At 62.6% G+C, this 13,113-nt stretch carries 14 protein-coding genes and 1 other RNA gene; 8 read left to right on the top strand and 7 right to left on the bottom strand.

What is annotated here, in order from left to right; genetic code table 11:
• Window positions 1-53: 53 nt before the first annotated feature.
• Window positions 54-1,385, bottom strand: coding sequence for an alpha/beta hydrolase family protein (locus LC298_RS01450; RefSeq protein WP_131565325.1), 1,332 nt, complete (start codon window positions 1,383-1,385; stop codon window positions 54-56).
• Window positions 1,386-1,558: 173 nt separating this feature from the next.
• Here LC298_RS01450 and LC298_RS01445 point away from each other — a divergent pair, with 173 nt between their 5' ends.
• The 3 genes from LC298_RS01445 to LC298_RS01435 all read left to right on the top strand — a co-directional run bounded on the left by LC298_RS01445 (window position 1,559) and on the right by LC298_RS01435 (window position 3,935).
• Window positions 1,559-2,596 carry a zinc-dependent alcohol dehydrogenase family protein gene (locus LC298_RS01445; protein ID WP_131565327.1) on the top strand — a complete coding sequence of 346 codons (1,038 nt, stop codon included), beginning with the start codon at window positions 1,559-1,561 and terminating at the stop codon, window positions 2,594-2,596.
• A 104-nt stretch (window positions 2,597-2,700) separates the two neighbouring features.
• Window positions 2,701-3,471 carry an MBL fold metallo-hydrolase gene (locus LC298_RS01440; RefSeq protein WP_131565329.1) on the top strand — a complete coding sequence of 257 codons (771 nt, stop codon included), beginning with the start codon at window positions 2,701-2,703 and terminating at the stop codon, window positions 3,469-3,471.
• Window positions 3,472-3,710: 239 nt separating this feature from the next.
• Window positions 3,711-3,935: a hypothetical protein gene (locus LC298_RS01435; RefSeq protein WP_131565331.1), complete on the top strand. Its 225-nt coding sequence runs from the start codon at window positions 3,711-3,713 to the stop codon at window positions 3,933-3,935.
• Between the two features lie 99 nt (window positions 3,936-4,034).
• Here the strand turns inward: LC298_RS01435 and LC298_RS01430 are convergent, their stop codons facing one another.
• On the bottom strand, window positions 4,035-5,648 hold the full coding sequence (locus LC298_RS01430; RefSeq protein WP_428977522.1) for a long-chain-fatty-acid--CoA ligase: 1,614 nt from the start codon (window positions 5,646-5,648) through the stop codon (window positions 4,035-4,037).
• A gap of 40 nt (window positions 5,649-5,688) precedes the next feature.
• Here LC298_RS01430 and LC298_RS18165 point away from each other — a divergent pair, with 40 nt between their 5' ends.
• Complete coding sequence (locus tag LC298_RS18165) at window positions 5,689-6,180, top strand: hypothetical protein (RefSeq protein ID WP_223385489.1); 492 nt, start codon at window positions 5,689-5,691, stop codon at window positions 6,178-6,180.
• Window positions 6,181-6,189: 9 nt separating this feature from the next.
• Here LC298_RS18165 and LC298_RS01420 read toward each other — a convergent pair whose 3' ends face one another.
• From LC298_RS01420 to LC298_RS01410, 3 genes are all read right to left on the bottom strand, one after another.
• The gene (locus tag LC298_RS01420; RefSeq protein WP_131565335.1) at window positions 6,190-6,738 is read right to left on the bottom strand and encodes a DUF924 family protein; all 549 of its coding nucleotides are present in this window, start codon (window positions 6,736-6,738) and stop codon (window positions 6,190-6,192) included.
• Window positions 6,739-6,742: 4 nt separating this feature from the next.
• Complete coding sequence (gene nudC / locus LC298_RS01415) at window positions 6,743-7,693, bottom strand: NAD(+) diphosphatase (protein WP_131565337.1); 951 nt, start codon at window positions 7,691-7,693, stop codon at window positions 6,743-6,745.
• Between the two features lie 74 nt (window positions 7,694-7,767).
• Window positions 7,768-8,172 carry an HIT domain-containing protein gene (locus LC298_RS01410; RefSeq protein ID WP_131565892.1) on the bottom strand — a complete coding sequence of 135 codons (405 nt, stop codon included), beginning with the start codon at window positions 8,170-8,172 and terminating at the stop codon, window positions 7,768-7,770.
• Between the two features lie 72 nt (window positions 8,173-8,244).
• Between LC298_RS01410 and ffs the strand changes: the two genes are divergently transcribed.
• The 3 genes from ffs to LC298_RS01395 all read left to right on the top strand — a co-directional run bounded on the left by ffs (window position 8,245) and on the right by LC298_RS01395 (window position 10,589).
• An RNA gene (ffs, locus tag LC298_RS01405) (signal recognition particle sRNA small type) lies at window positions 8,245-8,342 on the top strand.
• A gap of 78 nt (window positions 8,343-8,420) precedes the next feature.
• On the top strand, window positions 8,421-10,250 hold the full coding sequence (locus tag LC298_RS01400) for a DNA polymerase III subunit gamma/tau (protein WP_131565339.1): 1,830 nt from the start codon (window positions 8,421-8,423) through the stop codon (window positions 10,248-10,250).
• 15 nt (window positions 10,251-10,265) lie between these two features.
• Window positions 10,266-10,589 carry a YbaB/EbfC family nucleoid-associated protein gene (locus LC298_RS01395; protein WP_131565341.1) on the top strand — a complete coding sequence of 108 codons (324 nt, stop codon included), beginning with the start codon at window positions 10,266-10,268 and terminating at the stop codon, window positions 10,587-10,589.
• On the opposite strand, the gene LC298_RS01390 is transcribed toward LC298_RS01395, so the two are convergent.
• Together LC298_RS01390 and LC298_RS01385 are read right to left on the bottom strand one after the other, a co-directional pair.
• Window positions 10,586-11,521: a DMT family transporter gene (locus LC298_RS01390; RefSeq protein ID WP_131565343.1), complete on the bottom strand. Its 936-nt coding sequence runs from the start codon at window positions 11,519-11,521 to the stop codon at window positions 10,586-10,588. The two genes, LC298_RS01395 and LC298_RS01390, sit on opposite strands and share 4 nt — an antisense overlap.
• A gap of 48 nt (window positions 11,522-11,569) precedes the next feature.
• On the bottom strand, window positions 11,570-12,232 hold the full coding sequence (locus tag LC298_RS01385) for an MOSC domain-containing protein (protein ID WP_131565345.1): 663 nt from the start codon (window positions 12,230-12,232) through the stop codon (window positions 11,570-11,572).
• A 38-nt stretch (window positions 12,233-12,270) separates the two neighbouring features.
• On the opposite strand from LC298_RS01385, the gene recR reads away from it, so the two are divergent.
• Window positions 12,271-12,879, top strand: a complete 609-nt coding sequence (gene recR, locus LC298_RS01380; RefSeq protein WP_131565347.1) for a recombination mediator RecR — start codon at window positions 12,271-12,273, stop codon at window positions 12,877-12,879.
• The last annotated feature ends 234 nt before the right edge of the window (window positions 12,880-13,113 follow it).

The following is a 13,113-nucleotide window of genomic DNA, read 5'->3' as shown; positions in this document are numbered from 1 at the left end:
TGGCGTTTCTCATAAACGGAGGCACGCGCGATATTTCAAGTGAGTCGTTCCGGTCAGGGGGCCGCGCTCGACAGGCTCAGTCCTTTGGCTGTGCGGTTGGCAAATCCCCGCCAATAGGTGTGTTCGGGCTTCTGCGTCCCGTCCTCCTCGAGTGCATGAACACCGTCATTGGAATTCTCCACCAGATCGAGATAGCCCGCCATCTCCTCGTTGCCCTTCAGATGAACTCCGAAAAACGCGGTGACGAAATGCTGGGTTATGTTGTTCATGCGCACCGTGTCCCACACGGCATCCGCATAATGGTCGAAGGGTACGAAATCGAGGGTTTCGACAGGCTTCCAGGATTCGGCCGGTGCGGGCATCGGAGCGGCGGCGTTGTGGTTGGCGTTGTCGAATGTCAGCAGGTAGCGTTCGGCGTTCACGCTGCCCTCGTAGATTGCCTTGACGCCGTTCTCGTAGCCGGAAACATCGTCATCGCTTCCGGCGATGAAGAAGATCGGCTTGCGCACGCCGGCCAGACCCTCGGCGTCCCAGAAGCCGCGTTCCATGCCCCATGGCGCGATCGCGACGATGGCTTTGAACCGTTCGTCGATCAGTTCCTCATGTGTCTCGCTGCCTGCCAGGTGGATTTCGAGCGTTCCCGCCGGCGCGCCCCAGGACAGTTCGGTGGAGGCCTGCGTCACGCCCCCCCCCGCCGTGATCACCGCCCCGTATCCGCCCATCGAATACCCGAGGAGGCCGGCGTTAGAAGCGTCGGCAAGTCCGTGGAGGAAGCTCGTTTCGTCTTCGTTCATAAGGGCGATCTCGTTCAGGGCGAAAATCTGGTCGAGTGGCCGGTTCACCAGCGTCGAGCCGAACATTGCCTGGTCGTTATAGGTGGAATCGGTATGGTCGACAGAAACCGCGACGTAGCCTTTCGACGCCAGGTTCTCGGCAAGATGCAACAACAGGTACCTGTTGCCGGGATAGCCATGCGAGATGACGACCACCGGCAGCGGCGCGTCGAGGTCGGCCGGCTCTGCGTCGCGGATGGCCTTGCCGTGAATGTCTGCTTCTGTCTTTCCGTCGCGCAGGAACACTTGGTAGGCGGCATCGTCGGAAGGCTCCGCATCGTCGGCCGCCGGGTACCAGACCTCCAGCGTGAGCGGACGGTCGTAGCGCGGCATGTCGGCTTCGCCGGTCACGTTGACGACGTCGATCTGGTCGGGATTTGTGGCCTCGATCGTGCGGACGCCTATCCGGGTGTCGCCATATGCCGCCAGTTCCGGGGCGTCGGGACGGACAAGGTCAATTCGATTTTCCTGAACGGGAATTTGCTGCGCCATGGCAACCGAGGTGTAGGCGAGAACCGCCGCGCCCGCGAGTATGATTTTCAGAATGTCCATTGTGCGACTCCGTCCCTTGCTGATCGTGAATTCTGGTGAGGCACAGTGAGAAACGCGGCCGGCAAATAGTCAACACGCGGCATTCGGGGTCCCGTATCTCATAGCTCCGTTTCGCGGCTTGTGTGCGAGGGCTCGCGCTCATACGCTCCGCCGGTTCGCAGAAGGAAAACGTGATGAAAGCAGTTGTCATCCGGGAATTCGGGGTGCGCCCGTCACTCGAGACGGTTCCCGATCCGGAGCCGTCGCCCGATGGCGTCGTGGTCAAGGTGGAGGCAACCGGCGTGTGCCGTTCCGATTGGCACGGCTGGATCGGTCACGACACCTCGATCGCGCTGCCGCATGTTCCGGGCCACGAACTCGCCGGAACCGTCGTTGCCGTTGGAAGGGATGTGCGCCGCTGGCGGGATGGCGACCGGGTGACGGTACCCTTCGTCGCCGGCTGCGGGCATTGCGGGGAGTGCGCCTCGGGCAACCAGCATGTTTGCCCGGATCAGTATCAGCCCGGCTTTGCCGGTTGGGGATCGTTCGCCGAGTTCGTCGCGCTGCGCTACGCCGACGCCAATCTCGTGCGTTTGCCGGACGACATGGCCTCTGAGACCGCCGCCAGCCTCGGCTGCCGTTTCGTGACCTCGTTCCGGGCCGTTGTCGACAAGGGCCGTGTTTCGGCGGGCGAATGGGTAGCGGTGCATGGCTGCGGCGGCGTGGGCTTGTCGGCGATAATGATCGCGTCCGCGGCAGGCGCCCGCGTCATCGCGGTCGATATCACCGCGGAAAAGCTCAAGCTCGCCCGCAAACTCGGAGCGGAATTCACCGTCGATGCAGCCACCGGCAGCGCCGTGAAGGCCATTCGCGAAATCTCGTCTGGCGGCGCGCATCTGTTGCTGGATGCGCTGGGCTCTACCGACACCTTCCAGAACTCGGTCAAGTGCCTTCGAACACGCGGCCGCCACGTGCAGGTCGGACTTCTGCTCGGCGAACACCGGAATCCGCCCGCCCCGATGGCGCGGGTGATTGCGCTCGAACTGGAGTTGCATGGCAGCCATGGCATGCAGGCATTTCGTTACGACGCAGCGTTCAACATGATCGCGTCGGGCCGGCTGCGGCCGGAAAGGATGATTGGTAAGCGGCTTACGCTCGAACAGTCGATTGATGTTCTGGCAGGAATGGAGAACTCTACCGCGACGGGAATCCCGGTGGTAACATCGCTCTGATCCTTTATCGCTGGAGACCGGCGCGCGGGCCGGAGGCGAAATCGCGGCGGTTTCGCCGTCCCGCGCATTGATTCCGTCGCGTTCATCGAGAATGGGAGATCCAGATGTCACTGACCAGACGACATTTCTGCGTGACTGCCGCGGCTGCCGGCAGCATCACCTTCCTGCCTTTCAGGGCGAGTGCCGAGGGGCACGGCGCTCACATGTTCTCCACCCCCGGTGGCGATATCGCTGTTCATCCTGTTTCCCATGCGTCGGTGGTGCTGGAGACGCCGGCAGGCGTGATCTATGTCGATCCCGTGGGCGATGTGTCTGCATATTCGGAATTCCCGGCTCCTGACCTCGTCTTGATCACCCACGAACACGGCGACCACTACAACACGGACACCTTGTCCGGTATCCTCGCGGACGGGACGACGATGATAACCAATCCGGCCGTTCACGGGATGTTGCCCGATGCGCTGAAGGCCAGGGCAACGGCGGTCGCCAACGGCGAGTCCGCTGACTTCAACGGTCTGGGCATCGACGCCATTCCAGCCTACAATCTGACTGAGGAGCGCAAGAACTTCCACCCGGAGGGCCGCGACAACGGCTACGTGCTCGGCTTCGAAGGCTTCCGCGTCTATGTGTCCGGCGACACGGAGGACATCCCGGAAATGCGCGCGCTCGAGAACATCGATCTTGCCTTTGTGTGCATGAACCTGCCCTTCACGATGGACGTGAACCAGGCGTCCTCGGCGGTCATCGAGTTCCAGCCCACCTATGTCTATCCCTACCATTATCGCGGACGCGATGGCGGTACCCAGGATCCGGAGGAATTCGCGCGCCTCGTCGGCGATGCCGCCGAGGTCAGGATGGGTAGCTGGTACGCCTGATATCCACCCCTGGCTGCGAGGTTGGAAGCCCCGTTTGTCCAGGGGGCTATCGCCATTTGGTGGATCGGCAACATCAGCGGAATTTTGGTTGGTCAGAATTGACCCGCGGTGAGTCGGTGATTGCCGCTGCGGAAGATTCTGCCCTATCTTTTTTCGGCCCCGTTTTCTTCATCGAATTGGCATCTTCCTCGCCTATCTTGGAGGAGGAATTCGCAACGGCGGAAGATCAGGAGGACGTCATGCAGAGCGCGAACCGGCTCAAGCGGGAATTCGACCGTCCCGTAACCTATCTCCGTGGCCCCATGGCGGCGGAAATACATCGCAGCGGATGGGAGGCCTTGTCGAATCTCGGTATGTCCGACGATGAGATTGCTGCTTACTATGGATCCGGGAAACGCCTCCTGCAGAAGAAGCGCAACGTTTCGGGTCATATCGTCGACCCACGCGAAACCCCGCGCCACTGAGGGCGAAGGTTCGCCGAAAATCGATCGGATACCGCCAGCGATGACTGGACGGCGCCGCTTCTCGGGGCCGTCCAAGATTTCGACGCGGCGCCTTCTCTGCTACCGCAATTCGCGTCTAAGAATTTTGCCGACATTCGTCTTCGGCAGCTCGTCGCGGAATTCGATCGCTTTGGGTCGCTTGTAGTTGGTCAGGTTCTCGGCGCAATATTTCTTGATGTCGTCGACCGATAGTTTGGGGTCCTTGCGCACGACGAACAGCTTCACCGCTTCACCCGAATGCTCGTCCGGCATGCCAACAGCCGCCGCCTCGACGATGCCGGGGTGTCCGGCTGCCACTTCCTCGACTTCGTTCGGATAGACGTTGAAGCCGGAGACAAGGATCATGTCCTTCTTCCGGTCCACGATCTTGGTGCGGCCTTCCTTGTCCATGAAACCCATGTCGCCGGAACGGAAGAAGCCGTCCTTGGTCATCACCTTGGCGGTTTCGTCGGGCCGGTTCCAGTACCCGGCCATCACCTGCGGGCCGCGTATGCAGATTTCGCCAACCTCGCCGAGCGGCAGGTCCTTCCCGTCATCGTCGCGGATGGCGATTTCGGTCGAGGGCAGGGGAAGGCCAATCGTACCTGTGAACTCGGGCTCGTCGAAGCGGTTGGCGGTCGCCACCGGCGATGTTTCCGAAAGTCCGTACCCCTCGTAGATCACCGTACCGGTCACTTCTTTCCAGCGGTCGGCAACCGGCTTCTGAACCGCCATGCCGCCGCCCATGACCAGTCGCACATGCGAAAAGTCGAGTTTGCGGAAATCCTCATTGTTCAGCAGCGCGTTGAACAGGGTGTTGAGGCCGGCAAAGAAGTTCCATTCGTATTTGCCCATCTCCTTGACGAAGGCCGGAATGTCGCGCGGGTTGGGAATCAGGACGTTGTGGCCGCCCTGATCGATCCCCATGATCGCATTCACTGTCAGCGCGAAGATGTGGTAGAGCGGCAGCGCGCACATATATACGACCTGCTCCGGCTTCCCGCGCGCCGCATAGGCGACACTGACCCAATGGGAGTTCTGCTGCACATTTGCCAGCACGTTGCCGTGCGTCAGGGTTGCGCCCTTGGAGACGCCCGTCGTGCCACCGGTATATTGCAGGAAAGCGATGTCATCCATCGCCACGGTAGCAGGCTTGAACGTCTTGCCGCGCCCTTCCGAGAGCGCCGATTTGAAGCTCGTGTGGTTTGGGAGTGACCACGCCGGCACCATCTTCTTGACCTTGCGCACGACGAAATTGACGATGTGGCCCTTTAGGCCCATCAGATCGCCCATGGCGGTAACGATCACGTGCTTGACGTCGGTCTTTCCGGCAACCTGCTCCAGCGTATGCGCGAAGTTTTCGAGGATCACGATCGCACTAGCCCCGGAATCCTTCAACTGGTGCTCCAGTTCGCGCGGTGTGTAGAGCGGATTGACATTGACCACGGTCATGCCAGCGCGCAGCACCCCGGCCAGGGCGACCGGGTACTGAAGGATGTTGGGCATCATCAGCGCAACGCGGTCGCCCTTCTTCAGGCCGACAGACTGCAGGTACGCGGCGAACGCCTTGGATGCGGCATCCAGATCCGCATAGGTCAACGTCTTGTCCATACAGGTGAAGGCTGGCCGGGCGGCATATTCCTTGAAGCATCGGTCGATCATTTGCGCCAGCGACGAGTAGCGTGGCGGTCCCATCTCTGCGGGCATGTCCTTGGGATAGGATTTTAGCCAGGGCTTGGCGACCGGCTTCGCCGATGTCTTGGCAGTCGAGCGTTTGGAGGCCGCGCCTTTCGCACCGGCCGGCTTGGCGGCAGCGCTTTTGGTTGTACCACCCTTCGATGGCGCCGACTTTGATGTCGGGCTCTTTGCAGCAGCGGTTTTGCTTCGAGCCGTTTTTGCAGCCGGGCTCTTCGCCGCGCCTGGCTTGGAAGCATCCGCTTTTGCCGCGGTGCCCTTCTTCGCAGGCGCGCCGCTCGCCTTCCCCTCGGCGGACTTGTTCGCTGCGGTCGTCGTCTTCCGCGCCGCAGTCGGTTTTTTCGCCTTGCCGCTGGTGGACTTGGGTGTCGTCGTCATTCAGGCCTCCTCCCTAAAAAACCTGGCCGCCACTGCGGGCCTGGATGCGTGGACATCCGCCGTGGCTGCGCCAGGTCAACTGAACTCGATCAGGTTGACATATTTCGCAGCTGGGGGCGATGCAAGTTTTTTTGACGTAAACGTAAACGTCTGAATTTCGCTTCTAGAACCCGCCTCCGTCGTCGAGCCATCGCTGCTCTTCCCCGGTGGTTTCGCGTCCCAGAACGTCGTTCCGGTGTGGGAAGCGACCGAACTGCTTTATGACGTCGCGATGCTTTTCCGCGTAGGTGATTCCGTTTTCCTTCCCCAGTTTCCTGAAAAGGTCGCAGCTTCGATCCTGATCGTCCAGCGTCTCGGAATGCATGTACGGCATGTAGAGGAAGTGGCGCTCGTTGACTGTCATGTCCGCGTCGTCTCCGGCGGCGATGACCGTCGCGGCTAGGTCGCGCGCCTTGGCGTCGCTGGCGAAGGATTTTGCCGAGCCGCGGAACATGTTGCGCGAGAACTGGTCGAGCACGATGATGGCGGCAAGCGCCCGCCGCGGCGTTCTGGCGAGGTCGGCAACCGGCATCTCCGCGATCTTGGTGTGCAGCGCGCCGAAACGCTCCACGATCGTTTTGTCGAGCGCCTCGTCCTTCTTGAACCACTGCTCCGCCTCCAGTTCGTCGAACCAGAAATCGAGCACGTCCTTCTCCCAGTTTTCCTGCGTCACGGGCCTATCCCCCCTCGTTCATCCACGCGCGCACCAGATGCGATGCGATCGCGCCGTTCGGCGGCGACCAGAACCCCTCCGGGTGTTCCCTGTCCAGTATCAGCCGCACCTCTTCGCGGGAAAACCAGCGGCAGTCCTCCAGTTCGTCGTCGGTGCGGATGTCTGTGTTTTCGGCAACCGCGTGACAACCGATCATTAGCGTATGCGGAAACGGCCAGGGCTGGCTTGCGTAATAGGCCACCTTGCCGACCCGGATGCCCGATTCCTCCTCGGTTTCGCGCCGGACCGCGCTCTCGATGGTTTCGCCCGGTTCGACGAACCCGGCCAGGCAAGAATACATCTTCTCGGGAAAATGCGCGCTGCGCCCGAGCAGGCAGGCGTCGTTTTCCGGCGTGACCGCCAGCATGATCACCACCGGGTCGGTGCGCGGAAAATGCTGTGCATTGCAACTGGGACAGGACCGCTTGTAACCGCCGTCGGCGATCTCGCTTTCCTGCCCGCACCGCGCGCAGAAACGGTGGCTGCGGTTCCACGACACCAGCGACGCGGCCTGCGCCAGCGCCCCCAGCTTGTCCGGCGGAAGCAGCTCTTGGACATAGACCGAACGGAAATCGATCGCTTTCAGGTAATGCGGAAGCGAGTTGGTGTCGATGCCGGAAAATGCGGCGAGAACCGGCGTTTCGTCTGCTTCGAAACCGAGCAGCACCGACTGGCCCAGATCGACGTCCAGATCGTGGATCTCGCTTGTCGCGAACAGCGGGTCGAACACCTCCTCGTCATGCTTGAGCAGCACCCGGCCCTCGGTGAGGAGATACATGCGCGCGTGATCGTGCTTCAGGGCGTCGCGCGTGCTGTTCGCTGAGCGCTTTTCGGAGCGGCGTTGCAGACGGTTTCTCGCAAAACCCGTCTCGCTTGACGGGTCGGGATGCGGCGCGCCGGACAGTCGGGTCGTCATGCAGGCTCCTCTGATGGCGCAAGTGATAGTCGCGCGGGCGGCGGTCCGTCAAACCGTCCCATCGGATCCGCCGGTCAGAACGCGTCGGAGAATTTCGCGATGAAGGCTTCGGCCTCGCCATCCCGGTAGCATACAGGCGTTCCGGCGCCCCAGACCGGCTTCGGCCACGCCGCGTCGGCGGTCTCGCGGGCGATGACATGCACGTGCAACTGGCTCACCTGGTTGCCGAGCGCCGCGACATTGATCTTGTGGCAGTTCGTTACCTGCTTCAGATGCTCCGATACGGTGGCAATCTCGAAGGTCAGCATCGTCTGGTCGAGCGGCGTCAGATCGTGGATCTCGGTGACGCCGGCGCGTTGCGGCACGAGGATCAGCCATGGGAACCGCCGGTCGTTCATAAGCCGGACCGCGCACAGCCCGATGCTGGCGACGGGAAGCGTGTCGGCCTTCAGCGTGGGATCGAGCCTGAAAACGGTCATGAGCGCGACTGTAGCAGCTTTTTTGCCGCTGGCGACTTGCATTTGCTGGCCCGTCATACGATATCGCGCCTGGGAGGTTGGTGGTGGACGAGCCACTCGCCAACCGGGTCAGGTCCGGAAGGAAGCAGCCCTAACGAGCCACGGCACGGGTCACCGTGCCAGCCTCCCACCCTCTTTTTCTCTGCATGGCCGTTCATTCGGACCCGGCCTTCTGGTCAAGCGCTTTCGCTTTGGGATAGAACCTCCGCATGAGCGACACCGCCGCACCGTCCGCCCCTTACCGCGTTCTCGCCCGCAAGTACCGGCCGCGCGACTTTTCCGATCTCATCGGCCAGGAGCCGATGGTGCGCACCCTGACCAATGCGTTCGAGGCGGGCCGCATCGCGCAGGCCTGGATGCTGACGGGCGTCCGTGGCGTCGGCAAAACGACCACCGCACGTATTCTTGCCCGCGCGCTCAACTACACGCGTGACGGCATCGACCGCCCGCACATCGATCTGAGCGAGCCGGGAGAGCATTGCGATGCGATCATGGAAGGCCGCCATGTCGATGTCATCGAGATGGACGCCGCCTCCCACACCGGCATCGACGACATTCGCGAGATCATCGAGCAGGTTCGCTATCGGCCGGTTTCGGCGCGCTACAAGGTCTACATCATTGATGAGGTTCACATGCTGTCGACGCAGGCCTTCAACGGCCTGTTGAAGACGCTCGAGGAGCCGCCCGAGCATGTGAAGTTCATCTTCGCCACAACAGAAATCCGTAAGGTGCCGATCACGGTGCTGTCGCGCTGCCAGCGCTTCGACCTGCGGCGCATCGAGACGGCGGAACTCGCGCTCCACCTGAAGAAGATCGCCGGGCTGGAGTCCGTTCAGACCGATGACCGTTCTCTCGCCATGATCGCCCGCGCCGCCGAAGGCTCGGTGCGCGATTCGCTTTCCATCCTCGACCAGGCCATCGCCCATGGCGGAGGTGAGGTGACGGCGGAAGCCGTACGCGCCATGCTCGGTCTTGCCGACCGCGCGCGCATCATCGACCTGTTCGAGCACGTGATGGCCGGCCGCATCGCCGAGGCGCTGGACGAGTTCCGCGCCCAGTACGATGTCGGCGCGGACCCCGCCGTCGTGCTGACCGACCTCGCCGATTTCACCCATCTGGTGACCCGCCTGCGCTTCGTTCCCGGAGCAGCCGACAACGACCCCTCGCTCTCGCCCGACGAGAAGGAGCGCGGTCTGGCATTCGCGAAGCAGCTTCCGGTCAAGGTTCTGTCGCGCACCTGGCAGATGCTGCTCAAAGGCATTCCCGAGGCCGAGCTTTCCTCGCGCCCGGTGGCAGCCGCCGAGATGGTGCTGATCCGGCTTGCCCATGCAGCGACGCTCCCGACCCTCGACGAAGCCCTGAAGACCCTTGCCGAGATGCCGGCCGAGCTGCGTCCCGAGCCTGATCGGCCCGCAGCCCCATCCCCGAATGGCGGCGGTGGCGGATCGTCCGCGGTTTCACACCAGACCGTTTCTTCGGGAGCCAGCTCTTCCGGCGCGACTGCCATGCGTCTCGTCCCGGCCGAGAGCGAACCGGCGCACGTAATTGCGCCCGTGACCGCGCCGGACCCTGCGCCTGAACCCGAACAGCCCGCCGTCCCGATAAATTCGCTGCAGGATCTGGCGGAACTGGCCGAGCGCCACCGCGATCCGCTGATGAAGGTCAATATCCGCAAGTGCCTGCGGCTGGTCTCGGTCGAGAACGGCAGGCTCGCGGTCTCGTTGACCGACGACGCGCCGCACAGCCTTCTTGGAGATCTGTCGCGCAAATTGCAGGATTGGACGGGCCGGCGCTGGATCGTCTCCCTGTCGCGTGATGGCGGCGGCGGACAGACGCTGGAGGAGGCCGAGACCCTTCGCCGCGACATGGCAGTGGCCGACGCCAGCCGCGATCCGGAAGTCGCGGCCCTTCTTGCGGCCTTCCCCGGCTCGAAAATCATCGACGTCCGCCTTGCCGACAAGGGCGGCGCGGACGATATCGAAGCGCAGTTCGATGCGTCTGCCGTTCCGGTCGACCCGGACGAAGCCGACGATCTCTAGCAACGGAGCAGCACAATGCGCGACATCATGGGCCTGATGAGCAAGGCCAAGGAAATGCAGGAGAAGATGCAGTCCCTGCAGGAGGAGATGGAGACCCTGACCGCCGACGGCACCGCCGGTGGCGGCATGGTCACGGTCACGCTCAACGGCAAGGGCGCGATGCAGGGCCTGAAGCTCGATCCGTCCGTCTTCAAGGAAGACGATGTGGAAATTCTCGAGGACCTCATCCTCGCCGCGCACAATGACGCCAAGGCGAAGATCGAGGAAATGGTCGCCGAAAAGACCAAGGAAATGACAGCCGGCCTGCCGATCCCGCCCGGTATGAAACTGCCGTTTTAGGCGGGCTTCATCCGCCAGTTCCGAAACACCCGCCCGTCGACCAGCGCTAGTCCAAGCCCGATCAGCGCCATGCCGGCTATGTGGCGCGGCAGCAGCGCCTCTCCGAGGAACAGGATTCCGAGCACGATGGCGCTCGGCGGGATCAGAAACGTTACCAGCGAGATGTTGGTCGCGCCGCCCCCGGCGAGAATCCGGAAGAAAAGGATGTAGGCAAGCGCGGTGGCGAAGACCGCCAGCCCGAGCAGGGCGGCAATGGTCGTCATGTCCGGCGCGGCCAGCGTCCATGGACGGTCAACGATCAGCATGGCCGGAAGCAGCAGAAGCGACGATGCGGTGAGCTGGCCTGTCGCAACCGACAAGGGCGGCACGCCCATCCTGCCGAAGCGCCGTCCGAACACCCCCGCGAACCCATAGGACAGGGCCGCGCCGAGACACGCCATATAGGCAAATACCGGCACGGGTCCGTCCGCGATCGCCCCGGCCCCAAGCATCACGGCGACGCCGGCGAAGCCTGCGATGATCCCGGCGATGCGCAACCGCGTCAGCCGTTCGTCGCTGGTGAAGATGTGCGCGACGAGGACGGTGAACAACGGCGTCGTTGCGTTAAGGATCGAGGCGACCCCGGACGCCAGTTCCGTTTGACCCCAGACGATCAGTGAGAACGGGATGACGTTGTTCAGTATGCCCATGCCGAGAAAGGCAGCCAGCACCTTGCGCTCCAGCGGGAACCGTTGGCCCGCAATCCGGATCACGCAGTGCAGCAGCAGCGCCGCTATAGCAACGCGAAAGAAGACGATGGTGGTTGGGGGCAGTGATTTGACCAATACGCCGTTGAAGAAGAACGATCCGCCCCAAAGAAGCGAAAGCGCGAACAGCATGATCCATTCGGCGCTCGTCATGGTCGTTCGCGTTCTGCTCGTCAGGCTGGTCATGGCATTTTCGATAGACGCGCTGAGGTTGTGCGGGCCACCCGAAACCTGTCAGGGAGTTGAAAAAAAGGGCCAGTCCGCGAAACGCTGTCTCAGATACGGCGCCGTCTTTTGATGGGCGGGCGCAGCCATGAGCGCGCGCAGCGTCTCGGCGTCCGGCGTGGCGCCCCCGGATATTGCGAACATCGTTGCGACAGAGACACGGGTGCCGTCGAAAGGCGAAATCTGGACATCCATCCCGGCTTCCACTTCGCCCTCGCAGAGCACCCTGCAATAAAAACCCGGTCGCCCTGCCGCGAAGAAACGTTTCGGAAAGCGGGCGTCCTTCATGCGGACGGCGAGCGTTACGCAGGGGATGCGCGGGGCCGTCGCCTGAAGGCGAACCGGCCCGCATTGAAGAACATCGCCTATGGCGATGTCGGCGCTTTCCAGACCGTCAACATAAAGATTCTCGCCGAATGTGCCGGGCGGTGTGTCAGGCCCCAGCTCCTCCGCCCACCATTCGCTGTCCTTGCCGCCCGGAACAAGCACCGCTTGGTCCGGGCCGCCATGGTTCACGGTGTCGACGATTGTGTCGCCGTCGAGACCGGTGGTCGAGACGCTTACGGGCCCCTGCCGCGGCCGCTTGAAAATCCCCGTCCTTCCGTCTTTCGTTGCAATCGGCGCTGACGGGCCGGTCAGCACCGCAGCGACAGTCAGTTTTTCATATGTCATGCGATGCATCCCGGCGCGTTTGCCTTTAAATGACCTCCATGTCTACCAAGAGAATCACCGGACCCGAAATCGAAAAGCTGATCCAGCTTCTGGCCAAGGTGCCGGGCCTCGGCCCGCGTTCCGCGCGCCGTGCAGCTCTGCACATGATCAAGAAGAAGAATCAGTTGATGGCGCCGCTCGCCGCCGCGCTTTCGGAGGCTGCCGAGAAGGTCACGGTTTGCAGCGTCTGCGGCAACGCCGATACGGTCGATCCGTGTTCGATCTGCACCGATCCGCGCCGCGACGGGGCAACCCTGATCGTGGTCGAGGATGTTGCCGACCTGTGGGCGCTGGAGCGCGCAGGCGCGATGAACGCGAAATATCACGTACTCGGCGGCACGCTGTCTCCGCTCGACGGCGTCGGGCCGGATGATCTGAACATCCGCTCGCTTGTCGATCGCGTCGGAGCGGAAGGCACCAGTGAACTGATCCTTGCCGTCAACGCGACGGTCGAGGGGCAGACCACGGCGCACTACATCACCGACCAGCTGGGCGATACCGGCGTCCGGGTCACGCGGCTCGCCCATGGCGTGCCGGTCGGCGGCGAGCTCGATTATCTGGACGAGGGCACACTCTCGGCGGCGCTTCGTTCGCGAACGAGCTTCTGAAAACCGAACCGCTTCCACGCCGGAAACTGACGTTGATAAGTTTTTTGCCCGGTTTTCTCTAACTCTTTGTCCTGTCTCGTTATTTTATTTTTTCCGCCCGTTTTCCATCAACACCTCTGAGTCCTCCCGCATACTTGTGGCACGTTCCTCCACGGGAAGCCGGGTTCATGGACCGGATGGCCAGGCGGAGGGATGCGGTGCCGGCTGGGGCGTGCGGTTCACGCCTGGCAAGAG

The organism is Oricola cellulosilytica, assembly GCF_019966575.1.
In the GTDB taxonomy this organism is placed as follows: domain Bacteria; phylum Pseudomonadota; class Alphaproteobacteria; order Rhizobiales; family Rhizobiaceae; genus Oricola; species Oricola cellulosilytica.
Note: the sequence above shows the minus strand (reverse complement) of the source record. Positions and strands in the feature narration are given on the sequence as shown.

Coding starts and splice junctions, on each gene's coding strand:
- LC298_RS01450 (WP_131565325.1), bottom strand. CDS start 1,385: ATGGACATTCTGAAAATCATACTCGCGGGCGCGGCGGTTCTCGCCTAC.
- LC298_RS01445 (WP_131565327.1), top strand. CDS start 1,559: ATGAAAGCAGTTGTCATCCGGGAATTCGGGGTGCGCCCGTCACTCGAG.
- LC298_RS01440 (WP_131565329.1), top strand. CDS start 2,701: ATGTCACTGACCAGACGACATTTCTGCGTGACTGCCGCGGCTGCCGGC.
- LC298_RS01435 (WP_131565331.1), top strand. CDS start 3,711: ATGCAGAGCGCGAACCGGCTCAAGCGGGAATTCGACCGTCCCGTAACC.
- LC298_RS01430 (WP_428977522.1), bottom strand. CDS start 5,648: ATGGGACCGCCACGCTACTCGTCGCTGGCGCAAATGATCGACCGATGC.
- nudC (WP_131565337.1), bottom strand. CDS start 7,693: ATGACGACCCGACTGTCCGGCGCGCCGCATCCCGACCCGTCAAGCGAG.
- LC298_RS01410 (WP_131565892.1), bottom strand. CDS start 8,172: ATGACCGTTTTCAGGCTCGATCCCACGCTGAAGGCCGACACGCTTCCC.
- LC298_RS01400 (WP_131565339.1), top strand. CDS start 8,421: ATGAGCGACACCGCCGCACCGTCCGCCCCTTACCGCGTTCTCGCCCGC.
- LC298_RS01395 (WP_131565341.1), top strand. CDS start 10,266: ATGCGCGACATCATGGGCCTGATGAGCAAGGCCAAGGAAATGCAGGAG.
- LC298_RS01390 (WP_131565343.1), bottom strand. CDS start 11,521: ATGACCAGCCTGACGAGCAGAACGCGAACGACCATGACGAGCGCCGAA.
- LC298_RS01385 (WP_131565345.1), bottom strand. CDS start 12,232: ATGACATATGAAAAACTGACTGTCGCTGCGGTGCTGACCGGCCCGTCA.
- recR (WP_131565347.1), top strand. CDS start 12,271: ATGTCTACCAAGAGAATCACCGGACCCGAAATCGAAAAGCTGATCCAG.